Raw genomic sequence first — 22,564 nt, forward strand, 5'->3', positions numbered from 1 at the left:
GTGTACTTTACTGAGGTGACCAGGCCGAATCCCTTCGGCCTGTTTTGCCTGTAACGCCAGATGAAAATTGCTGTCGAAAGGGTACGTGGTGGTGTCGTTTCATTGCGCTATAATGCGCGCTTTCCCGCGACTGGAAGTTAGTCATGACTCATAAGTCCATTGCCGCAGATAAGGTAGATTCTCGCTCTTTGGTGCAAGCGCACCTGGCGGAACCGGTAATGTCTCAATATAGCGAAGAAGAGCTGCAAGAATGGCGCGAGCGCATCAAGCGCTTGTTGAAAGAACAGAATGCAGTATTGGTCGCACACTATTATACCGATCCTTTGATTCAGGCCCTGGCGGAGGAAACCGGTGGCTGTGTTTCTGATTCATTGGAAATGGCCCGTTTTGGCGCTCAGCATTCGGCGGACACTTTGGTTGTGGCCGGTGTTAAATTTATGGGTGAGACCGCCAAAATTCTGACCCCGAATAAGCGAGTGTTGATGCCCACCCTGGAGGCGACCTGTTCCCTGGACCTGGGCTGCCCTCCCGAAGAGTTTTCCGAATTTTGTGACCAGCATCCGGATCGCACGGTAGTGGTTTATGCCAACACCTCCGCGGCGGTGAAGGCGCGGGCGGATTGGGTGGTCACTTCCAGTATTGCCCTGGATGTTGTGGACCATTTGGATGCCAATGGCGAAAAAATCCTGTGGGCGCCGGACAAGCACCTCGGCGGTTATGTGCAGCGCGAAACTGGTGCAGATGTTTTGCTTTGGGACGGCTCCTGTATCGTGCACGAGGAGTTCAAGGCAAAAGGGGTGGAGGATCTGAAGGCGCTCTATCCGGACGCGGTAGTGTTGGTACACCCGGAATCCCCGGCCTCAGTAGTGGAGCTGGCGGATGTAGTGGGTTCTACCTCGCAGATTATTAATGCGGCCAAGACCCGCCCTGAGAAGCGCTTTATCGTGGCAACCGACCAGGGCATCTTCTACAAGATGCAGCAGGAATGCCCGGATAAAGAGCTGATGGTTGCTCCCACCGCTGGGGCCGGCGCCACCTGCCGCAGCTGCGCCAATTGTCCCTGGATGGCGATGAACTCCCTGGAGAACCTCTGTGGAGTGCTGGAACGCGGCGATAACGAGATTTTTGTGGATGCGGAGTTGGGCCGCAAGGCGATGATCCCGCTGCAGAGAATGCTGGACTTCCGTAAAGGTTAAGAAGAGTGCCCAGTGGGATGATTTGATTCCAACAAAAAGAGCGGCCAATGGCCGCTCTTTTTGTTGGTGTTGGTCTCAGGAGGTTAAAGCTCCTTGGCTTTCTCCTGCATCTTGATTACATCCTTGAGGCGCTGTTTCAAAATGGCATTGGTTTGATAATCGTCCTGGGTCATACGGATGCCGTGGCGCAGGTGTTGTAGTGCTTTGTCGAAAACACCGTTGAGAATGTAGTACTCGGCGCGGGCCTCGTGTACGCCGACGATATCCCCGGCCAGGCCGTGAGTCTCTGCCAGCAGGTACCACACGGCCGGATCTTTCTTGCGCACCCGGCTGTATTTGGCCAGCATGCGCTCGGCAGCCAGGTAGTTGCCGGCCTTAAAGTGCGCGTTGGCGAGCCCCATCACCAGGGCATGATCGCCGGGGTTGCGATCCAGTGCGCGCTGTAAGCGCTGAGTGGCGCCTGTGTAGTCATGCCGCACCAGATCGATATCCGCGCGCGCCAGCACAAAGGCTGCTTTGGATGGCTCCTTGTCGAGGAGGGGTTGCAAGGTGTCCAGGGCCGAATCCGGCCTGCCCGCGGCGATCTGCGCCAGTGTCAGGCCGTAGCGAGCGGCATCTTCATTGTCATTGATGCCGTTGAGTTCTGCCTGGAAGCGCTTGACTGCCTGCTGCGGTGTCGCTTCAGTGGCCAGGCGAATCCTGGCGCGCATCATATGGTAATCGCGACTGTCGCTCGGCTCGACATTTTCCATGCGCTGGGAGCGCAGCTTGGCGTCTGCAATCCGCTTTTCAGTTACCGGGTGGGTCAGCAGGAACTCTGGCGGGCGACGATAGTAGCGTGTGGCTTTGAGCATCTGCTCGAACATCTCGCCGGCAGCGTCCGGGTCGCGGCCAGATTTGGCCAGGGTCTCGATACCAACTCGATCGGCCTCCTGCTCATTCTTACGGCTAAAGCGCAGCTGGCTGTCCAGCGCTGCGGCCTGGGTCGCGGTCATGGCGGCGATGCCAGCATCACCGCCGGCGGTGGCAGCGAGCACTAAGGCGCCGAGCATGCCGGCTAGAGTGGGTAGGGTATTGTTGCGCTGGGCCTCCAGTGATCGGGCGTAGTGACGCTGGCTGAGGTGGCCCAGTTCGTGCGCAATTACCGAGGCAAACTGATCCTCGTTTTCCGCAAACAGGAAGAGGCCGGTGTGAATACCCATAATGCCGCCGGGGACGGCGAATGCGTTCATGGTTTCATTGCTCACCACGACCACATCAATGTTTTTGTCCTCTAAAGGGCTGTACTCGGCGAGCCCTTTGACGGTTTTCTCGACGTATTGTTGCAGGAGTGCATCTGAGGAGGTCTTTACCTGGCTGCGAAACATGCGCAGCCACATCTGCCCCAGTTCTTTCTCTCGCTGGGGGGAGACTAGGCCGCTGGTGCTGTCGCCGAGTTCTGGCAAACGGATTCCCTCGGAATCTGCGCTAGCCGCTAAGGGAGTGCTGCCGAGCAATAGGCCGATGCCCAGTGCCTTTAAACTGCCGCGCAGCCGTTGTGAGAGGGTCGAGTTGTACGATCGACGAGGCAGGCTTTTTTGGGGATCAGTCATTTTGATTACTGCTCGGTCTGTCCGTGTAGGATCTATAGTCCAACTCTATACGCAACCCCGTTGAACTGTCGAGAGTTTGACCGAGTGGGTCTGTAAAGGTTCAGGTTTGCGCCAGCTGGCGAGTTAAAAAGGGTAAAGCTTTGGCGGTTTCTGGCGCAGATTACGCGTTATAATCCGCAGCCCTGCAAAGCTTGCGACCGAGTAGCCAATGGCCGAGTTTCTCTCCGATACCGCTAGTGAACAGATCGCGCCAGACTGGCATGCGGCGGTAACGGTGGATGCCCGCCAGTTGCCGTGCCCACAGCCTCTATTGGCTATGCGTAGAGCCCTGCATCAATACGAGGCGGGAACCCTGCTGTGTATTATGGCAACGGATGAGGGCTCTTGGCGCGATTTTCACAGTTTTGCTTCACTGAGCGGCAGGCCCCTGCTGCGCGCCGAAAGGCGTGATAACACCTTTCTATATTGGCTGTACGCTGGCAAATGAAGAATCAATCCCGAGAGTCTATGTTGTCGATTGTTAAAGGCTGGGTGAACCGCTACTTCAGTCAGGAAGAAGTGGTGTTGCTCGTGCTGCTGCTCACCGTGGCGCTAGTGGTGCTGGCCACGCTCGGAGGCGTGTTGGCGCCCGTGCTTACGGCCTTGGTGATCGCCTTCCTGATGCAGGGCATGGTGCAGAAGCTGAAGTCCTGGCGGGTGCCCCATTGGCTCGCGGTAACGCTTTCCTGCCTGGTGCTAGTGGGCACTATCGTGGGCCTGCTATTTGTGGTGTTACCGATTATCTGGCGCCAGCTGGTGCGCCTCGGCGCGGAGCTGCCGAATATGGTGCAGCGCGGCCAGGAGCTGTTGCTGCTTCTGCCGGAGCGTTACCCACGCCTGATTTCTGCGGCGCAGATCGATGAGGTTTTCAATACCCTCGGCAAAGAGCTCGGTGGTATGGGGCAGACCCTGCTGGCTTTCTCTCTCACCAACCTGCCCATTTTTGCCGGCCTGCTGATTTATGTGGTGGTGGTGCCGATCCTGGTGTTTTTCTTTTTGAAGGACTCCGACCAACTGATCCGCTGGTGTACCTCTTTCCTGCCAAAGCAGCGTCCCATGCTGCACCAGATCTGGCACGAGATGAACGACCAGGTGGCCAACTATGTGCGCGGCAAAGTGGTGGAGATCGGCATAGTGGCTGCGGTGAGCTATGCCGCCTTCCTGTTACTGGGGGTCAATTACGCCCTGCTGCTGGCGGTAGCGGTGGGCTTGAGTGTATTGATTCCCTATATCGGCGCGGCGGTGGTGACTATCCCTGTGGCGGCCATTGGTCTGTTCCAGTGGGGTTGGAGCAACGAGTTTTTCTATCTGATCATAACTTACGGCATTATCCAGCTGCTCGATGGCAATGTACTGGTGCCGTTGCTGTTTTCTGAGGCGGTTAACCTGCACCCGGTGGCAATTATCCTGGCGGTATTATTTTTCGGGGGAATTTGGGGGTTTTGGGGCGTCTTCTTCGCGATCCCTCTGGCCACTCTACTCAAAGCCATTATGACTGCCTGGCCCACCAGCGAGCACCAGGCCGAGTGGGAAGCTAAGCGTATATCGGAGTGATGCCCGATCGCGTTTTCGCTAGTCGATTTCTTTTCTTTGTATCGGCGCGGGGCCATTGCTAGAATGCCGCGCTTTCTTTTATTTGGCCCTTCAAATAGGTGAGAGCCCATGAGCCTGGCTGACAAAGTTCTAGCGGTCAATAATGACCTGCCGATCCGTACCGACAAGCCTGTCCACAGCGGCAAGGTCCGCTCAGTTTACTGGCTGAGCGAAGAAGATAGCCGCCGCCTGATTGAGGAAAAAGGCTACCCGGTTTCCCCGGACACCCCTCTCGCGGTAATGGTGATTTCCGATCGCATCTCCGCATTCGACTGCATCTGGACCGGTGAAGGCGCTATGCGCGGCGTACCCGGCAAGGGTGCGGCACTGAACGCCATTTCCAACCATTGGTTCAAGTTGTTTAAAGAGCAGGGCCTGGCCGACAGCCATATTCTGGATATCCCGCATCCGCTGGTGTGGATCGTACAGAAGGCGCGCCCGGTGATGATCGAAGCCATCGCCCGCCAGTACATCACAGGCTCCATGTGGCGCTCTTACCAAAAGGGCGAGCGCGAGTTCTGCGGTATTGAAATTCCCGACGGCCTGCAGAAAGACCAAAAACTGCCAGAGCTACTGATTACCCCCTCCAGCAAAGGTATTCTCAAGGGCATCCCCGGCGTGCCGGAAGCGGATGATGTCAATGTCACCCGCAAGAATATCGAAGACAGTTTTCCGGCCTTCGGCTTCCGCAGCGCGGGCGATATCGACCTGTACGAGAAGTTGCTGAAAGAGGGTTTTGATTTAATCTCCGCCGAGCTGGAAAAACTCGACCAAGTCTTTGTCGATACCAAGTTTGAATTCGGCTATGTCACCGATGCCAATGGTGAAGAGAAGCTGATTTATATGGATGAGGTGGGTACCCCGGACTCCTCCCGTATCTGGGACGGCGAACAGTATCGTGCAGGTAAGGTTGTGGAGAAATCCAAAGAGGGCTTCCGCCAGGCGCTGCTCAACTACTTCCCCGATGCAGATATCCTGTTGAACAAAGATCGCATGGATGAGCGCTTGGCCCTGGCTCGCGACAATGAGCTGCCAGAATCTATGCTGATGGATCTCTCTAATACTTATGTTGGTATTGCTGAGAAGATTATTGGTACGAAACTGGAGATATCCGATAATCCTAAAGCGGAACTGCTTGAAGTGTTGCGTAAGGATTATGGCCTGGTCGACTGATCTGGGCCTAAATAAAAAAGCCGGCGCTTGCGCCGGCTTTTTTGTGTCTGTTTACCTGCTAGCTTCTACAGCTTGGGGTCAGTGCCTGTAATTTCTTCCCTAGAGTATTTCCCCGGTAAAATAATTTTATTAGCTTTAACCGGGCTTGGTTTCAAGTGGTAACTGCAATTACCTAGGCCTTCTATAGAGTTGGGCTTGGAGTCTGAACCTTGGGGGTGTATCTATGCTGTCTCAGAGTTGGTCTTAGATTAAATATATTTTATCTTTCACTTTTCTTATTGCCCGCTGTGTAAACTTGGTAAATATAAAGTTAAAACGCAATTTATATTTGCCAAGTGAAGAGATTTAAAATTAATGAAAGTGATGGCGGCAACCCTTTTATATAAGTGTCTTTTCCCTTTTTATATCCTTCTCATGGTGGCTGCATGTTCCACTGGATCCGACTCCTCAAAAGGTGATAAACCTACTAGTCACACTGGCGATGAATTTTATGCTTATTACTCGAGAATGGATTCCGGTGAGCCTTGGGAAGCCCATCAGATGGTTAGTGAGTTTGCCGATATCGTCATTCATTTCTCTAACAAAGAACGGTTCTACTTCTGGCGGGCCTCTAGTTATCTGCCACGGTGGCACACCGACGAAGGTGTCAATTATGTAGAGCAGCTTTTTGACACCCAAGGGGATGGAGCAGGGCTGCGCTGGGATAAACTCAATCGTCACTCCCATGTAAGGATTATTCGTCAGTCCCAACGTGAAGTGGTAATACACTGGCGTTATGCCCCAAAGTTTGATGTTCATACTGATCCAATGCTGCCGGGGTGGACAGGTTGGGTCGATGAATACTATACGGTGAGGCCTGATCGAACGGTTTTACGGGAAACATATGATCATGATAACGAACGTAAGTTAACTCACCATTTGACTTTAAATTCGAATGGTTCAATCACGCAGTCTTCTACTGAGCAGTCCCCCTATATCCCGCCTGTAGCCGAGTTCTATAGTGCTAACGCTTTACCTGATGGACCAGATTCAGGCTTTGGAGCGCTATACACCAAGTTGGGGTATGTGGGAGCGTGGGATGTCGGCCCGGATGATGAATACCAGCCAAGGTCGAGTGTGTGGAGTGACAATTGGCAAGTGCATGCCCATCCCGATGTAGTTGTTAATTTTGATGGCAATGATACCAAATGGGTATTCTGGAGAGGTCTGGGCTTTGTCCCAAGTCTGGTCTCAGAAAACGGTGCATGGTTCAGCAATGAATTTAATGAAAGTTGGGGCTGGCCGGAAATGTGCGAAAGCGGTGGTGCTGAGCCTATGAATGACAAGCAGGCTCGCTACAGCCATGTACGTGTTATTGAAAATACCCCTGCAAGGGTTGTCGTGCAGTGGCGGTATCATCCCACCGGTATTTGTTACAACTTAATTGATACAGATGATTCACCGGATGGGTGGGGTGCAACATCCGAGTTTGTTTTTTACTTTTATCCTGATGGTTCGGTACTCTCTCGAAATACGCTATTCAGTCAACAGGCCAATACCTATGGCGATGCTCCCAATGGGTTCGAATATCATGAGGCGATGATTATTAATAGTGCAGGCAGAGACCCTTGGGATAACATTGAAATTAATAAAACGCTTGCCCTCGCTAATATGGAGGGGCAGGTGGAGAGTTATGATGGTGCCGATGGAGGTATTAATGACCGAGGTAATGAGCCTTTTGAGTTGCCTTTGCAGGCTAATATTGCGCGTATTAATTTAAAAGATACGGATTTTGATACCTATACCATTATGGAGCACGGCAGCACGCTGGAAATTATTCCATATTCTGAAGTGGATTTTGAAGAAGAATATCCTGGACATCATTTTGTTCGCTGGGACCACTGGCCGGTGAATCAGATTCGAGCATTTGGTCGTGGAGCCATGGATTCTCGTTACCCAAGCCATACATCGCTATTCCATATGGCTTTTAATCCACCGTTCAAACAGGATGATTTTTCACAAACCCGGCTGCTGCTCACGGGATTGTCCGATATGTCAACTGAGCAGGTTGTCAAACTAGCTAAGTCCTGGCTTCAGGCTCCTGCACTCACTAATGTTAAGGGTTCTTCAGACTTTGGCTATGATGAATCTCAGCGAGCATACTATTTTGATGCAACAGACTCGTTAACTTTCAGGCTAAATGGCTCAGGGTCTAACCCGATATTCAATCCTGCGTTTGTGTTGGAAGGCTGGCAGGGTGAAAAAAATATTGCAGTGAAAGTTAATGGGCAAACCACCGACGATTTCAAATGGGGTAATTTTAGAAATACAGCCGGTAGAAAAACGACCATTGTTTATTTGCCATTGCATTCTCAGGATATCGTGGATGTTGAAATCTGTCAGCTTGGAAAGTGCTGAGTGGTTGAGTTATTGTGACATTAACCCGTCCTGTTTGCGTGAAAAGCGATTTATATTCCGATGGGTCGATATGGTGAGTTTGAAGGAGGCGTCTTGGCAAACTGACTGACATAAAAGCGAGCTTATTATTTAGCTTGCCCCTAAGTTGGCTGTTTGTGGTTCAGTCGGTGCTGTTGATTGGGGCAACTTTCCGGTGGGTAACACTTAACCTGGGGCACCTATTGTGAAAGTACGCCCTGTATGTACAGTGGAACTGCTTACAGTGTGTGTAAATTGAACTCTAAAACCAAGAGCTTCGGCAATATCATCTTGGCTTGCACGGTAGCAGACTCGAAGTTTTTCTCTGTTCTGGATACTAGCACTGACTTTTACTATTTATTCTCGGCATAGATAGAGGTTTTGAATGGAGAGGACATATTTACGAATAGTTGTTAATTCTGATTAAGCTCTGTAGGCGGATACAGAGCTATTCACCGTTGTTCTTGAAAGCACGCATTGTAAAGATTTAGGTAGACAGGAAAACCTCGCAGGAGTAGTGATTTTCAGTGCGGTCTTGATAGATAAACCGGCGCTTCTGCCGGTTTTTTTTGTCTTTGCCACAATTCGCCATAATTCCTCCCTTTTCCCGTCCGATTCCCTGCCGCCTTTCGCCCACTTCCCTCTGTTTAATGACTTCAGCATCCAATTTAAAAGTGGAGAGAAGTGAGTGAACAGGGTGATGTTGTTTGGGCAGCGGTTTCATAAAGACGATCTGATGTTGCCGACGGAGGAATATTACCGCCGCCGCCAGAAGTCCGGTGGTGCCGGGCGCTGGTTGTTATTTGTTGTAGTGGTATTGGCGGTGGTCATTGCGGCAATCGGAGCCGAGGTCAGTGCCCAGGAGCTTACGTCTAGTGATGGTGATATTACCTCTGAACCGATTACCCTGGACGATGTGCAATCGGGGGATTTACTGTTTAACGGCGCAGAGTCGGGCCGCTATGTGCCCGCCGTGCACCTGCACAGTAGTGTCAAAATGGTGGTGCGCGGTCTGGTTGCGGAAGTGCAATTGCAGCAGGCTTTTCAAAATACCAGTGATAGCTGGCAGGAGGCGGTTTACGCATTGCCATTGCCCGAGCAGGCAGCGGTGGCTGGTCTCGAGATTCAATTAGGTGAGCGCCGTATTGTCGGCAAGGTGCGCGAGCGCAAACAGGCGGTAAAGATTTATAAGGCCGCGCGCGCGGCGGGTAAGCGCGCGGCGCTCTTAGAGCAGCAGCGCCCCAACCTGTTTACCAACAAGGTAGCGAATATCGCACCGGGAGAAACGGTGCAGGTGAATATTCGCTACCTGCAGCCGGTAACCTATGACAGTGGTGTCTTTTCATTGCGACTGCCAACCACCCTGACGCCCCGTTATATCCCCGGTGAACCCATTCCCTCGCAAGCCCTTGGTGGTACCGAACTGGAACTGGTCACCCAGGGCAGTGGTTGGGCGCTGCCTACCAATCAGGTAAAGGATGCACCGGCGATTACTCCGTTTATGCAGCCGGCGGCAGAGTTGGAAGTGGTGGGTAGTCACAATATTGCCATTGAAGTGGAGCTGGAAGGCGGCTTGCCGCTGGTGAAAATCGGCAGCCCCTATCACGATATTGCCATCGATGAAAAAGCCGGAGAGCGCTACTCCATTCGTTTGCGCAAGGGCACGGCAAAAATGAATCGGGATTTTCTTTTAAATTGGCAGCCGGAGCCCTCGGCCATGCCGCGTGCGGCGCTCTTTAGTGAGCGTGTCGCCGGGGTGCAGGCGGATGGCAAAGAAAGTGCAGATAAAAAATCCGGTACCTATTTACAGGTGATGCTGCTGCCACCGGATGAGGGCACTCGGGCTCAGCGATTGCCACGGGAAGTGGTCTATGTCATCGATACCTCTGGTTCTATGGGTGGTAACTCCATTCGCCAGGCCAAGGAGAGCCTGGTACTTGCGCTCTCGCGCCTGCAGGGTAATGACCGTTTTAATGTCATTGAATTTAATAACAGTGCGCGCGCTTTTTTCCCGCGTCCAGTGGCCGCAAGTGCGGAGAATATTCAGCGCGCGCGCCGGGAAGTGGAACGTTTAAATGCCGATGGGGGCACCGAGATGGCTGCGGCGCTGCGTCTGGCGTTAGGCCAGCAGTTGCCGGATAACAACAATCTGGTACACCAGGTGGTATTTATCACCGATGGCGCGGTAGGCAACGAACAGGCGCTGTTCGAGCTAATCCATCAGCATCTGGGTAATACGCGTTTATTTACGGTGGGCATTGGCTCGGCGCCCAACAGCCATTTTATGCGTAAAGCCGCCCAGTTTGGCCGCGGTATCTCGGTCACTATCGGCGATCTTTCCGAGGTGCGCGGACGTATGCAGGCCTTATTCGCCAAGCTGGAAAATCCGATGGCCACCAACCTACAGCTGAGTTGGCCCGAGGGTGTGGTGGCGGACGCCTATCCCAAGCGAATCCCCGATCTCTATCGCGGTGAACCGTTACAGTTGGTGGCCAGGGTAGAAGGGGAGTCGCTGCAGGGGGATATTCAGTTGCGCGGGCGCATGGCCGGTAAGCAGTTTGTGCGCAACCTGGCCCTGACGCTGGAGCAGGCTCCCAGTAGCAAGGGCATCGGCAGTTTGTGGGCGCGCAGCAAAATGGAATCCCTGCGCGACCGCCAGACCCAGCTGGGCGAGGAGAGCGATGCGGGCCAAGCCCTGCGTGAGCAGATTTTGCAGCTCGCCTTGGATCATCAACTCGCCAGCCCCTACACCAGCTTTGTCGCGGTTGAAGAAGAGCTGGTGCGCAAGTCCGAAGAAAAGCTCCTCCAGGGTGCGGTGACCAACATGGTACCTAGAGGGCAGGTGTTGCAGCGCCAGGCCTACCCCAGTACGGCCACCGGTGTTTACGCACAGTTGTTCTCTGCCTTGAGCCTGCTCAGCCTGGCCGTATTGCTGCGCCGTGGCCGCCGGGTGCGCGGCCATCTAATGGCCGGGCTGCGTCGCCAACTGCGCAAAGTTATACCTGACTTGCGCCGTGGCGTAAGTGGCCTGGAAGCGCAACTGGGGAATACGCCGCAGTGATGCGCCTGCTGCTTTTTTCAGTGTGCCTGCTGGTGGGGTTGTGGCAGTTGGGCTCCGCCTCCTGGCTGCTGGCCAAGGCGCAGCTGGCCCAGTTGCTGATTGCCAGCGCCTGGGAGGAGCAATTGCAGGGCGGGGCGCCACAAAAGCCCTGGCCCTGGGCGGATACCCGGCCGGTGGCCAAGCTCAAGCTGCAGGGCCAGCGTCCTTTTATAGTGCTGGCGGGAGGCAATGGAGAATCCCTCGCCTTTGGTCCCGGCCTGCTTGATGGTTCCGGCAAGCCCGGTGATTTTCGCACCACGGTGATCGCTGCGCACCGGGATACACACTTTGCCGGTCTGCAACATTTACAGCGCGGCAACGCCATTTACCTACAGGGTGAGGACGGACGCTGGCACACTTATCGGGTAACGGCGCTGCGTATCGTAAATAGTGAACGCGAACGTATGCCGGTATTCGCGGAGCGCGGACTGCTGTTGGTGACCTGCTATCCCTTCGATGCTTTGTCGGCGGGTGGTCCCCTGCGCTACTTGGTCTACGCTGAATACCAATCCGGCGGGGAGCTGGTGCGGCTGTGACTGAAGTCGTTATTTGAGACTCGATTTTGTAGTTCATTTTCTCAAACTTTCCATAAAATATTCCGACAAAGCGGCAAAATGAAAAATAATCGTTTTGCCGTTTTGTTGTGCTCGTCACTAACCGTCCTATCTGGAAAATTTTTTGTAGTAATACTACAATCGCCTCCGCTAATCACCGGGAATAGTGTTTTGTCCGCCATGCTGAGTGGCCCCCGGAAAAGATAATTACAGTCAAACTAAGCACTCGCGGCACAGACCGGCGCCGCTTTCCCTCTCCGCTGCGATCGGGTGAAATTTCACGCATTGCATTTCCGCCACCAAAGGTGGTGAATTGGCGGAAGCCTGAAAAAAAGGAAGCATTTTTTTGCCTGCGCTGTAGTTTGCCCGCGAACCGATTTTTGAGAAATAGACCGACTCGACGTCGCCTAATTCGCCGAGGAGCACTTGATGCACGAAGATACCGATAACCTCGAAACGCAGGAGTGGTTGGATGCGCTGCAGGCGGTTATCCGCTATAGCGGCAAAGAGCGCGCCGCCTTTCTGCTAAAGCAGCTGTCTGATCGCGCTACCGATGTAGGCGTGCAGCTGCCAGCGGCAATCACTACCCCTTACCGCAATACCATTCCGCCCAATGCGGAAAAACGTATGCCCGGCGACTTATTTATGGAGCGCCGTATCCGCTCCCTGATTCGTTGGAATGCCCTGGCGATGGTGGTGCGCGCCAATCAGAACAACGACCACCTCGGCGGCCATATCTCCAGCTTCTCCTCTGCGGCCACACTCTACGATGTGGGCTTCAACTACTTCTTCCGCGGCAATGAAGGCGAAGAGCGCGGCGACCTGATTTTCTTCCAGGGCCACAGTGCGCCGGGTATTTATGCCCGTTCTTATTTGGAGGGACGCTTCGATGAGGAGCAGCTGGATAACTTCCGCCGCGAAGTGAACGGCAACGGTCTCTCCTCTTATCCACACCCCTGGCTGATGCCGGATTACTGGCAGTTCCCCACGGTTTCCATGGGGCTGGGGCCGATACAGGCGATTTATCAGGCGCATATTATGCGCTATATGTCCGCCCGTGGTTTGTCGCCGCGCGGTGACCGCAAGGTGTGGGCTTTCCTCGGCGATGGCGAATGTGATGAGCCGGAAACTCTGGGCGCCATTTCCCTGGCCGGCCGCGAGCAACTGGAAAACCTGGTGTTCGTGGTTAACTGTAACTTGCAGCGCCTGGATGGCCCGGTGCGTGGTAATGGCAAAATCGTGCAGGAGTTGGAAGGCGTATTCCGTGGTGCCGGTTGGAACGTCGTCAAAGTGCTCTGGGGCCGCCTGTGGGACCCGCTGCTGGAGAAAGACGACAAGGGGCTACTGCAAAAAGTCATGGACGAAGTCGTCGATGGCGAGATGCAGAACTTTAAGGCCAACGGCGGCGCCTATACCCGCGAACACTTCTTCGGTAAATACCCGGAGTTGTTGGAGTTGGTTAAGGATATGTCCGACGACGAGATTATGAAGCTCAATCGCGGCGGCCACGATCCCTATAAAGTCTACGCAGCTTACGCGGCAGCCATGGCCCACAAAGGCCAGCCCACCGTAATCCTGGCGCAAACGGTTAAAGGCTACGGCCTGGGCTCCGCCGGTGAAGCGGCGATGGATACCCACTCGGTGAAGAAGCTGGATCTGGATTCCCTCAAGCGCTTCCGCGATCGCTTTGCCATTCCGCTCACGGACAAAGAATTGGAAGAAGTGCCTTACTACCGTCCATCTCCAGACAGCCCGGAAATGAAATATATGGCGGAGCGCCGCAAGGCCCTGGGTGGCCCGGTTCCCCGTCGCCCCACCGAGTGCCCCAAATTGGAAGTGCCCGGCCTCGACGCCTTTAGCGCACTGATCAAGGGCTCCGGCGAGCGCGAAATTTCCACCACCATGGCATTTGTGCGCGCTATCGCCGCGCTGGTAAAAGACAAAAATATCGGCAAATACATCGCGCCGATTGTGCCGGACGAAGCCCGTACCTTTGGTATGGAAGGCCTGTTCCGCCAGTTGGGCATCTACTCCTCCCAGGGGCAGCGTTACACCCCGGTGGATCACGGCCAGATCATGTATTACAAGGAAGACAAGAAGGGCCAGGTACTGGAAGAGGGCATCAACGAAGCGGGTGCCATGTCCACTTGGATGGCGTTAGCCACCGCCTACAGCAACCACGGCGTGGCGATGGTGCCTTTCTATATCTACTACTCCATGTTTGGCTTCCAGCGTATCGGCGATCTGGCCTGGGCCGCGGGTGATATGCAGGCGCGTGGCTTCCTGGTTGGCGCCACTGCCGGTCGTACCACCCTGAACGGTGAGGGCTTACAGCACCAGGATGGTCACAGCCATGTGCTCTCCTCCACGATCCCCAATTGCCGCAGCTATGACCCGGCCTACGGTTATGAACTGGCCGTGGTGATGCAACGCGGCCTTGAGGAGATGTACGGAGAACAGAAGAATGTCTTCTATTACATCACCATCGAGAACGAAAACTACCTGCAGCCGGAAATGCCCCAGGGCGTCGAAGAGGGCATTATTCGCGGTATCTACAAACTGCAGTCCAACGTCAAGAAGGGCGCCAAGGGCAAAGCGGCCAAGAAACATGTACAGCTGATCGGCGGCGGCACTATTTTGCGCGAGGTATTAGCAGCGGCGGATATTCTCGCCGACCAGTTTGGCGTGACTTCCGACGTTTGGAGCCTCACCTCCGCTGTGGAAGCGGCCCGTGAAGGCCAGGATGTGGCGCGCTGGAATATGCTGCATCCGGAAGCCGAACCGCGCAAAGCCTGGATCACCGAACAGTTTGAAGGTAATAGCTCTCCGGTGATTGCCTCCACTGACTACATCCGCTCCTATGTGGAGCCACTGCGCGAGTTTATCGACGGTGATCTAACCACCTTGGGTACCGATGGCTTTGGCCGCAGTGACAGCCGCGAGCAGCTGCGCCGCTTCTTCGAGGTGGACCGCAACTATGTGGTCATCGCCGCTCTGAACGGGCTGGCCAAGCAGGGTGTGATTGATGCGAAAGAAGTTTCCGAAGCGATCGTGAAGCTCAATATCGACGCCGAAAAAGTTAACCCGCGCATCAGCTAAGAGAAGGCAGAACCCCTATGGCAAAACAAGTCATTAAAGTGCCTGATCTCGGCGGTGCCGATCAGGTGGATGTGATTGAAATTACCGTTGCCGTCGGTGACACCGTCGCGCAAGAAGACTCTCTGATTGTGGTGGAAGGCGACAAGGCCTCCATGGATGTCCCGGCCCCGGTGGCCGGTAAAATCCTCAGCATCAGCGTGAAAGAGGGCGATAAGGTCTCTGAAGGCGATGTGATTGGGGAGATCGAAACCGATGCGGCGGAAGCGCCGGCAGAAGAGCCCGCCGAGGCTCCCGCCCAGGAAGAGGCTGCACCGGCTTCAGAGCCGAAAGCCGAAGCTCCTGCGGCTGCAGCGAGCGCTGAGCCTAAAGAGGAAACGATCCAGATTCCCGATCTGGGCGGTGCCGATGCGGTGGACGTGATCGAGATCAGTGTACAGCCCGGCGATACAGTCGAAGAGGGCGATTCACTGATCGTAGTGGAAGGCGATAAGGCCTCCATGGATGTCCCCTCTCCAAGCGCCGGTACTGTGGTTTCCATCGCCGTCAAAGAGGGCGATAAGGTCTCTACTGGCGATACCCTCGGTGTGTTGAAAGTGGTTGCCGAAGGCGGCGAAAAAGTTGCGACTTCTGAAGAGGCTTCTGCAGAAGCACCGGCAGCGCCTGCTGAGCAGAGCGCGCCGCAGCAAGAATCTACTCCGGCGGAGCCACCTGCGGTTCCGCAGAGAGACTACCAGCTGGAGCGCAATCTCACCGCTGCCGCTCAGGTTTACGCCGGCCCCGCCGTGCGCAAACTGGCGCGGGAGTTGGGTGTGACTTTGAACAAGGTAAAGCCCACCGGTCCGCGCAACCGGGTTTCCAAGGATGATCTGCACAACTACATCCGTGAGCAGGTGAAAAAGGCCGAGAGCGGTGCGGTTGGCGTCGGTGGTGCAATCGGTATCGCCAAGATGCCGGATATCGATTTCAGCCAGTTTGGTCCGGTGAATGTGGAGCCGATGAGCAAGATCCACAAGATCACTGCGGCCAATATGTCCCGTAACTGGCTCAATGTTCCCCACGTCACCCAGTTTGACGATGCGGATATCACCGAGCTAGAGGACTTCCGCAAGTCCATGAAAGCCGAGGCGGAAAAGCGCGGTGTGAAGCTCACTCCAGTGCCTTTCCTGCTGAAAGCGGTAGCCGCAGCCCTGCGCGCAGAGCCCAGCTTCAATGTCTCTCTGCACAATGATGGCGAGCACATTGTGCGCAAGGACTACGTGCATGTGGGCATGGCAGTGGATACACCCAAAGGTCTGATGGTGCCGGTGATCCGCGATGTGGATAAAAAAGGTTTGTATGAGCTGGCGGCCGAGGCCACTGAGATGGCCCTGAAAGCCCGTGACGGCAAGCTGAAACCCAATGAGATGCAGGGTGCTTGCTTTACCATCTCCAGCCTGGGAGCTATCGGGGGTACCGGGTTTACCCCGATCGTCAATTCGCCGGAAGTGGGTATCCTCGGTGTCTCCAAGCTGGCGGTGAAGCCGGTGTGGAACGGCAAGGACTTTGAACCTCGCCAGATGTTGCCACTGGCGCTCTCTTACGATCACCGCGCGGTCAATGGCGGTGATGCCGGACGCTTTATGACTTACCTGGTGAGCGTGCTGGCGGATGTACGCCGACTTTTGCTGTAATAACCAGCCACAGTCAAAACTCGATTAAAAAAGCGGCCATGGGCCGCTTTTTTATTGGTGCCTCTCATCTGCCTCAGGACGGCAGCGAAGAATCCGCTAAAACACTCCTTTCTTTGAGCGAATTAGAATTTACGCATCAGTGCTCGAAAGAGAAGGACACTATAAAAATGACCGCTCCTAAATGATCGCTCTTAAGTGTACTGCAGTAGATTGTGCTTAATTTGGCGTATAAAACTTCTTAAAGATGAAATGCGCGCATAAATGACACGGCGCCAACTGGCTGGGGATTCCTCGCCGGCTAGACTTTTTTAAAGACAGCTATCAGCGCAACACTGAAAGTGGAGTGTCGGATCATGGGGCCTTTAAGGAAATTTGCTCTGCCGCTAGTGGCGGCACTGGCGTTGCAGGGTTGCTTATTCTTACCCGCTGAAGAAGTGGAGGGTGAAGACCCGTTCTTCTTCGAGGTTCAGGCTAGCGGGCAGGAAAGCGGTTTTGTCGAAGCCGGTACGATTGTTTCGTCCACTGCTCAGGCTTTGCCGGCTCATGACGAGTGCGAGGAGCATTGTATAAACCCGATGTACGACTCCAACACTTGGTTCTTCCCGGTCTTGCGAGTGTATTAAATACCGAGCTGTGGCTGCTCCGTCCGATCATTTACCGAAGTACGCGAAGCAGGCTTCGCGTGGTGCCGATACGGAGGCATGTCTATGCAAAAACGCCCCCTCGTTATTTCTGTTTTATCCGCTGGCCTGCTGCTCTCAGCCTGCGGTACACCAGATACACGCAATCAGGTGGTCTATCCAAACAGTGCGCCGATACCCCGCCATATGGAGTACCGCGCCTATCCCTCTCAACCCGCACCTGCAACCCGTAAATCCAGTTATTCCAGCTGCCCAGGGGACTCAGAGGAGTTAGCGCCCGGCTCGATTTGTCCAGCGAGTGCCCGTTGTTTCGATATTTCCGGTGGAAGGCGTTGTATCTCTTATGAAGAGTAAAGTTTTACTGTCTTTGATTGTGGTGCAGCTGCTCAGCGGCTGTGCCGATGGTTTTTGGCAAGACTTGAATGGCACTGCAGTTTATTACACCTATAAGCGCAGCCCGGTTCCGCCCGATGAAATAACGGCTTTTCCGCGCTTTTGTCTAGCCTGTGATCCCTATATGGGCGAGCTGGCCAATTGTATTGCTGAGGGTGTCCACTGTTACCAGCTGGATACCGGTGATTGGTGTGCCGGGCCTTATTCACCCTTTGAGTTGAGTTACAGCTATTACTGATTGAGAGAATCTGCAGAAATAGTTGATAGAAGTTTGGAGCGGGTAATAACCTGATTGGTTTACTTCAATAATGTTTTGAGGCTTTCTTTAATCGAAGTGCCGATATAGTACTTTAAGCCGTTGAAAGTGCCCTTGAGATTTATTTCTGGGCAGTAGTCATACCCCAGTTTCTTTAACAGGATATGCAGGTTTTTCTTGATGCCAATAGCGAACCAGCTGCAGGGGAAAGATATAACGCTGGGGCTTTGGCCATTGAGCAGATATAGCTCTCCATTGTGAATATGGCTTATCTGATTAAGCAGGTTGAAACTGGGCTCGGCGGCATCAAAATTATAAAAAAGCCTGGACTCTCGATCTATAGCCATCTGAGCACAAGTTTGATGGGCACAATTTTTATGAACATAGTAGCGCCGTAGGATTTTTTGATCATCAGAGTCGTGGGGGTACATCTCTCGAGCTGCCAGAAATAGATCTTGCAGCGCTTTGTTTTTCCCAATAAAGATTCCCGTGGAAAAAACATGTTCGTCGGGAAAGAATTTCTTTTCAAAAAAACCTTGTATCCCCTTGTGCCGATAGTCATTGGAAAAAATAATGCCCTTACCAAAGGAGAGGAAGTTTTTTTCAAGGTGACGGATTGGCGGCAGTATTAATGAATCGAAACCATCCAAGTAACAGATGATGTCCTCTTCTGGTTGGGAGCGAAAGAAAGGTAACAGGATATCCATTTTTGAGGCGAAATCTTTCCAGGGATGATTGCGCCCGAGAATGGTCAGCGGCACGCCATTGCGTTTGGCGGATTCCTGTAAGATAGGGAACATTCTTTCCGAATGGGTGGCAATGGTGACGACATGCAACATTTTTGAGGCGGATCTCTTGGGGCGGACCTCTTTTGGGGCCGATCTTGGCAATCTGCGATTTTCTGTCACAGCAACGATTTGATTGTTGCTGGAGAAAGTCTAGTCGCCCCTAAGCTTGAAATGGTAGACCTGAAGGACCCAGTGTTAATAAATATTTGCTGATACTAAATGTTTGCTGTTCCTAAATATTCGTTGTCCCTGATAAAAGGGCGCCTGCGCATATACCAGTGGGGCTATGGATTATCCTTTCAGTTGCGTTCGTTGCCCCTGGGCGTCAAACCCTCTGGCCGAGGCTCGAGTGGGGGGAGCAAGGGTAGGGTTATCCTTAAATCAATAGGAAAGTAATGAGAGGCGCCAGAAGAAGCTGGATTATTAATGTCTGCATCGCGATCGATCAGCTCGGTAATGCCATTGCCGGGGGAAAACCCGATGCCACTATTTCTGCACGCTGCGGTTACTTTTCTCGAGTGCAGGAAACACCTTTTCGGCGCTACTGGCGGGTACTCGAGTGGGTGATTAACTTCACTTTTTTGCCTATTGATGGGCCGGATCACTGTTATCGTGGTTATCTTTGGGACCGTGCAGAAAAACATGAGGAAGGCAGTGATTTTATGCGCGCGGTGCTGGGGGTGCTCGTAATGCTGTTTTGTGTGCCCCTCAGTCTGGTTACCTGGCTTTTTGTGCTGGTGTTTCCCAGTGCCCGCTGGCGCAAAGAAAAAACCTAGCATAAAAAAGCCCCCGCGCAGTGACTGCCGCGGGGGAATGAGCTTGGGGGGTATGGCTAGCTGTGCGCTGGCTCTTTCAGAGAGTCTGCGATTAGCGCAGGTGTATCGACTTTCTTAGTGACTGAGAGATCGCCGCCGGAGAGCTTGCGCAGGGCTACATAGAACACTGGCGTCAGGAACAGTCCGAACAGGGTAACGCCGATCATGCCGGTAAATACCGTAATTCCCATGGCGTTGCGCACTTCGGCGCCGGCGCCGCTGGCCAGTACCAGAGGCACCACACCGGCAATAAAGGCCACGGAGGTCATAATGATTGGGCGCAGACGCAGGCGGCAGGCTTCCAGTGCTGCCTCCACGGTACCCTTGCCATCCATTTCCAGCTCGCGGGCAAACTCCACAATCAGAATGGCGTTTTTACAGGCGAGCCCCATCAAAACTACCAGGCCTACCTGAACAAACACATTGTTGTCCCCGCCGGTTGCCCAGACACCAAAGAGTGCGGCCAACAGGCACATGGGTACGATCAGGATCACTGCCAGAGGCATCACCCAGCTCTCATAGAGTGCGGCCAGTACCAGGAACACCAGCAGCACCGCCAGCGGGAAGACCACCATGGCGGCGTTACCCTGGTTAACCTGTTGGAAACTTAGATCGGTCCATTGGATCTGCATGCCCGGTGGTAGGGCCTGGCTGGCAACCTGTTCAACCGCGGCCAATGCTTCGGAAGAAGACAACATGCTGGGATCGGATTGGCCCATCAGGTCCGCTGCCGGATAGCCGTTGTAGCGGATTACCGGGTCGGGTCCGTAACTCTGGCGCAGGGTCACCATGGTGCTGATGGGCACCATCTCCCCATTCATATTGCGGGTGTAGAGGTTGTCGAGGTCCTGCACTTCATCGCGGAAAGGCGCATCTGCCTGAGCAACCACCTGATAGGTGCGACCGAACAGGTTGAAGTCGTTGATATACATGGAGCCGAAATACAGCTGCAGGGTGCCGAACAGGTCATCCATGCGCACGCCTTGAGCCTTGGCCTGCAGGCGGTCTACCTCGGCATCCATTTGCGGCACATTGGCTTGGTAGGAGCTGAAGGGATAGCTGAGGCCGCTGGCCTGGCTCAGGGCGCCCGCGAGCATATTGGTGGCATTTTGCAGCTCACCGTAGCCGGCACCGCGACGGTCCTGAACATAGAGGGTATAGCCGGAGCCGGCGCCCAATCCGAAGATGGGCGGCGGCATAAAGGTCATGGCGAAGCCCTCTTTGATTTGTGCGATCTTGCCATTTAGTTCCGCGGCGATTTCCTGGGCGCTGCGTTCACGCTGATCGAAATCGTCGAACAGGATAAATACGGTACCCACGTTGGGGGTGTTGGTACTTTGCAGGGCATTGAAGCCGACAAAGGCCGCAGCGTTGGCAACGCCCTCTGTTTCCAGGGCCAATTCACTCACGCGGCGAGCAACTGCCTCGGTACGATCCAGGGAGGCACCTTCCGGCAGGCGAATACTGCCCACCAGGTAAGTCTTATCCTGAACCGGAATAAAGCCGCCGGGCACCTGTTGGAACAGCGCGAAAGTACCGCCAAGCAATATCAGGTAAACCCCAAAGACGATACCGCGACGCTTAAGGCTGCTACCCACCACCCGCTGGTAGCGCTCGGAGTTGCGCTGGAAGAAGCGGTTAAACGGGCGGAATATCCAGCCAAACAAACGCTCAATAATGCGCGCGGGCATATCCGGTTTGGCACCGTGGGGTTTCAGCAATGTCGCCGCCAGAGCCGGAGACAGGGTCAGCGAGTTGATTGCGGAGATAATGGTGGCGATAGCAATGGTAGTGGCGAACTGGCGGTAGAACTGGCCGGTGATGCCGTCCAGGAAGGCCATGGGCACAAATACCGCGCAGAGCACCAAGCTGATGGCGACAATCGGACCGCTTACCTCGCGCATGGCCTGGTGGGCGGCGGCTAAAGGCGTCAGTCCCTCCTCAATATTTCGTTCGACGTTTTCCACCACCACGATGGCGTCATCCACCACGATACCGATAGCCAGTACCATGGCGAACAGGGTCAATGTGTTGATCGAGAAGCCCAGCATTAACAGCACCGCAAAGGTACCGACAATGGATACCGGCACAGCCAAAAGCGGGATCAAGGAGGCGCGCCAGGTCTGCAGGAACAGGATTACCACCAGCACTACCAGCAACACCGCTTCAAGCAGGGTCTTGATCACAGAGCTGATGGAAGTGCTGACGAATACGGTTGGGTCGTAGGCAACTTTCCACTCCAGGCCTTCGGGGAACTGTTGCCCCAGTTCCGCCATCTTCTCGCGCACTGCAGCGGAGACTTCCAAGGAGTTGGAGCCCGGGGATTGAAAGATCGGAATGGCGACCGCCTGACGGCCATTCAAAAGGGCGCGCAGGGAGTCCTGGGAAGAGGCCAGCTCTACACGGGCGACATCTCTCAGGCGGGTGATCTCACCATTGTTGCCGGTCTTGAGTACAACATCGCCAAACTCCTCTTCACTTTCCAGGCGGCCTTTGGCGTTGATGGAAATCAGGAAGTCGGAGCCGTTCGGCATTGGGGAAGCGCCGATTTGGCCGGCGGAAACTTGTACGTTCTGCTCGCGCACGGCGCTGACAATATCGGCAGCAGTAATGCCTACGGCGGCGGCTTTCTGCGGGTCCACCCACAAGCGCATGGCGTAGTCACCGGAACCGAATACGGCGGCGAGGCCAACACCGGGGATACGTGAGAGCTCATCGCGAATATGCAATACCGCATAGTTGCGAATATAGGTGGCGTCGAGGCTGTCATCTGGGGAAATCAGATGCACCGCCATCATCAGGTTGGGAGACTGCTTCTGCGTGGTTACCCCCTGGCGACGCACATCCTCGGGCAGGCGCGGTAACGCCTGGGAGACGCGGTTTTGCACTTGCACCTGGGCCTGATCGGGATCGGTACCCAGTTCGAAAGTGACATTCAGGGTGAGGGTGCCATCACTGCCGGCCACCGACTTCATGTAGATCATGTTTTCCACACCGTTGATGGCTTCCTCTAGCGGTGTGGCAACAGTTTCGGAAATGGTCTTGGGGTTGGCTCCAGGGTAGCGGGCACTTACTTGCACGCTGGGCGGTACAACCTCTGGATATTCGCTGACTGGTAATGATGGGATACTGATCAATCCCACCACAAAAATAATGATCGACAACACCGAAGCAAAGATGGGCCTGTCGACAAAGAAACGGGAAAAATTCATACGCTGCTACCTGGGGAGCGGCTTTCAG

18 protein-coding genes are annotated in these 22,564 nt (G+C 54.3%); 13 read left to right on the forward strand and 5 right to left on the reverse strand.

Going from position 1 to position 22,564, the window contains the following annotated elements:
- Window positions 1-143: 143 nt before the first annotated feature.
- A complete protein-coding gene (gene nadA, locus FIU95_RS03635; protein WP_152451581.1) occupies window positions 144-1,196 on the forward strand; it encodes a quinolinate synthase NadA in 1,053 nt (350 codons plus the stop codon).
- Window positions 1,197-1,279: 83 nt separating this feature from the next.
- Here nadA and FIU95_RS03640 read toward each other — a convergent pair whose 3' ends face one another.
- Window positions 1,280-2,788 (reverse strand): M48 family metalloprotease, encoded by a 1,509-nt coding sequence (locus tag FIU95_RS03640; protein ID WP_152451583.1) that lies wholly within the window; start codon window positions 2,786-2,788, stop codon window positions 1,280-1,282.
- A gap of 208 nt (window positions 2,789-2,996) precedes the next feature.
- On the opposite strand from FIU95_RS03640, the gene FIU95_RS03645 reads away from it, so the two are divergent.
- The 4 genes from FIU95_RS03645 to FIU95_RS03660 all read left to right on the forward strand — a co-directional run bounded on the left by FIU95_RS03645 (window position 2,997) and on the right by FIU95_RS03660 (window position 7,990).
- Entirely contained in the window at window positions 2,997-3,275 is a 279-nt protein-coding gene (locus tag FIU95_RS03645) for a sulfurtransferase TusA family protein (protein WP_152451585.1), read from the forward strand.
- A gap of 20 nt (window positions 3,276-3,295) precedes the next feature.
- Window positions 3,296-4,381, forward strand: a complete 1,086-nt coding sequence (locus FIU95_RS03650) for an AI-2E family transporter (RefSeq protein WP_152456093.1) — start codon at window positions 3,296-3,298, stop codon at window positions 4,379-4,381.
- Between the two features lie 108 nt (window positions 4,382-4,489).
- Window positions 4,490-5,593: a phosphoribosylaminoimidazolesuccinocarboxamide synthase gene (locus FIU95_RS03655; protein ID WP_152451587.1), complete on the forward strand. Its 1,104-nt coding sequence runs from the start codon at window positions 4,490-4,492 to the stop codon at window positions 5,591-5,593.
- 354 nt (window positions 5,594-5,947) lie between these two features.
- Window positions 5,948-7,990, forward strand: coding sequence for a hypothetical protein (locus FIU95_RS03660; RefSeq protein WP_152451589.1), 2,043 nt, complete (start codon window positions 5,948-5,950; stop codon window positions 7,988-7,990).
- A gap of 505 nt (window positions 7,991-8,495) precedes the next feature.
- Here the strand turns inward: FIU95_RS03660 and FIU95_RS21075 are convergent.
- A complete protein-coding gene (locus FIU95_RS21075; RefSeq protein ID WP_172975283.1) occupies window positions 8,496-8,732 on the reverse strand; it encodes a hypothetical protein in 237 nt (78 codons plus the stop codon).
- A gap of 12 nt (window positions 8,733-8,744) precedes the next feature.
- Here FIU95_RS21075 and FIU95_RS03665 point away from each other — a divergent pair, with 12 nt between their 5' ends.
- Both FIU95_RS03665 and FIU95_RS03670 read left to right on the forward strand, forming a co-directional pair.
- Complete coding sequence (locus tag FIU95_RS03665; protein ID WP_253868832.1) at window positions 8,745-11,069, forward strand: marine proteobacterial sortase target protein; 2,325 nt, start codon at window positions 8,745-8,747, stop codon at window positions 11,067-11,069.
- On the forward strand, window positions 11,069-11,644 hold the full coding sequence (locus FIU95_RS03670) for a class GN sortase (protein ID WP_152456096.1): 576 nt from the start codon (window positions 11,069-11,071) through the stop codon (window positions 11,642-11,644). The genes FIU95_RS03665 and FIU95_RS03670 overlap by 1 nt, the downstream gene beginning before the upstream one ends.
- A 231-nt stretch (window positions 11,645-11,875) precedes the next feature.
- Here the strand turns inward: FIU95_RS03670 and FIU95_RS03675 are convergent, their stop codons facing one another.
- A complete protein-coding gene (locus tag FIU95_RS03675) occupies window positions 11,876-12,097 on the reverse strand; it encodes a hypothetical protein (RefSeq protein ID WP_152451591.1) in 222 nt (73 codons plus the stop codon).
- Between FIU95_RS03675 and aceE the strand changes: the two genes are divergently transcribed.
- The 5 genes from aceE (at window position 12,092) to FIU95_RS03700 (ending at window position 17,703) form a co-directional block, all read left to right on the forward strand.
- Window positions 12,092-14,761 carry a pyruvate dehydrogenase (acetyl-transferring), homodimeric type gene (gene aceE, locus FIU95_RS03680; RefSeq protein ID WP_152451593.1) on the forward strand — a complete coding sequence of 890 codons (2,670 nt, stop codon included), beginning with the start codon at window positions 12,092-12,094 and terminating at the stop codon, window positions 14,759-14,761. The two genes, FIU95_RS03675 and aceE, sit on opposite strands and share 6 nt — an antisense overlap.
- Window positions 14,762-14,778: 17 nt before the next feature.
- The gene (gene aceF, locus FIU95_RS03685) at window positions 14,779-16,431 is read left to right on the forward strand and encodes a dihydrolipoyllysine-residue acetyltransferase (RefSeq protein WP_152451595.1); all 1,653 of its coding nucleotides are present in this window, start codon (window positions 14,779-14,781) and stop codon (window positions 16,429-16,431) included.
- 353 nt (window positions 16,432-16,784) lie between these two features.
- Complete coding sequence (locus tag FIU95_RS03690) at window positions 16,785-17,054, forward strand: hypothetical protein (RefSeq protein ID WP_152451597.1); 270 nt, start codon at window positions 16,785-16,787, stop codon at window positions 17,052-17,054.
- An 84-nt stretch (window positions 17,055-17,138) separates the two neighbouring features.
- Window positions 17,139-17,426, forward strand: coding sequence for a hypothetical protein (locus tag FIU95_RS03695; protein ID WP_152451599.1), 288 nt, complete (start codon window positions 17,139-17,141; stop codon window positions 17,424-17,426).
- A complete protein-coding gene (locus FIU95_RS03700; RefSeq protein ID WP_152451601.1) occupies window positions 17,416-17,703 on the forward strand; it encodes a hypothetical protein in 288 nt (95 codons plus the stop codon). Before FIU95_RS03695 ends, FIU95_RS03700 begins: the two co-directional genes overlap by 11 nt.
- A 59-nt stretch (window positions 17,704-17,762) precedes the next feature.
- Here FIU95_RS03700 and FIU95_RS03705 read toward each other — a convergent pair whose 3' ends face one another.
- A complete protein-coding gene (locus FIU95_RS03705) occupies window positions 17,763-18,560 on the reverse strand; it encodes a glycosyltransferase domain-containing protein (protein WP_152451603.1) in 798 nt (265 codons plus the stop codon).
- A gap of 344 nt (window positions 18,561-18,904) precedes the next feature.
- On the opposite strand from FIU95_RS03705, the gene FIU95_RS03710 reads away from it, so the two are divergent.
- Entirely contained in the window at window positions 18,905-19,285 is a 381-nt protein-coding gene (locus FIU95_RS03710) for a hypothetical protein (protein WP_152451605.1), read from the forward strand.
- A 56-nt stretch (window positions 19,286-19,341) separates the two neighbouring features.
- Here FIU95_RS03710 and FIU95_RS03715 read toward each other — a convergent pair whose 3' ends face one another.
- Complete coding sequence (locus FIU95_RS03715; RefSeq protein ID WP_152451607.1) at window positions 19,342-22,536, reverse strand: efflux RND transporter permease subunit; 3,195 nt, start codon at window positions 22,534-22,536, stop codon at window positions 19,342-19,344.
- Window positions 22,537-22,564: the final 28 nt, after the last annotated feature.

Source organism: Microbulbifer sp. THAF38, from assembly GCF_009363535.1.
In the GTDB taxonomy this organism is placed as follows: domain Bacteria; phylum Pseudomonadota; class Gammaproteobacteria; order Pseudomonadales; family Cellvibrionaceae; genus Microbulbifer.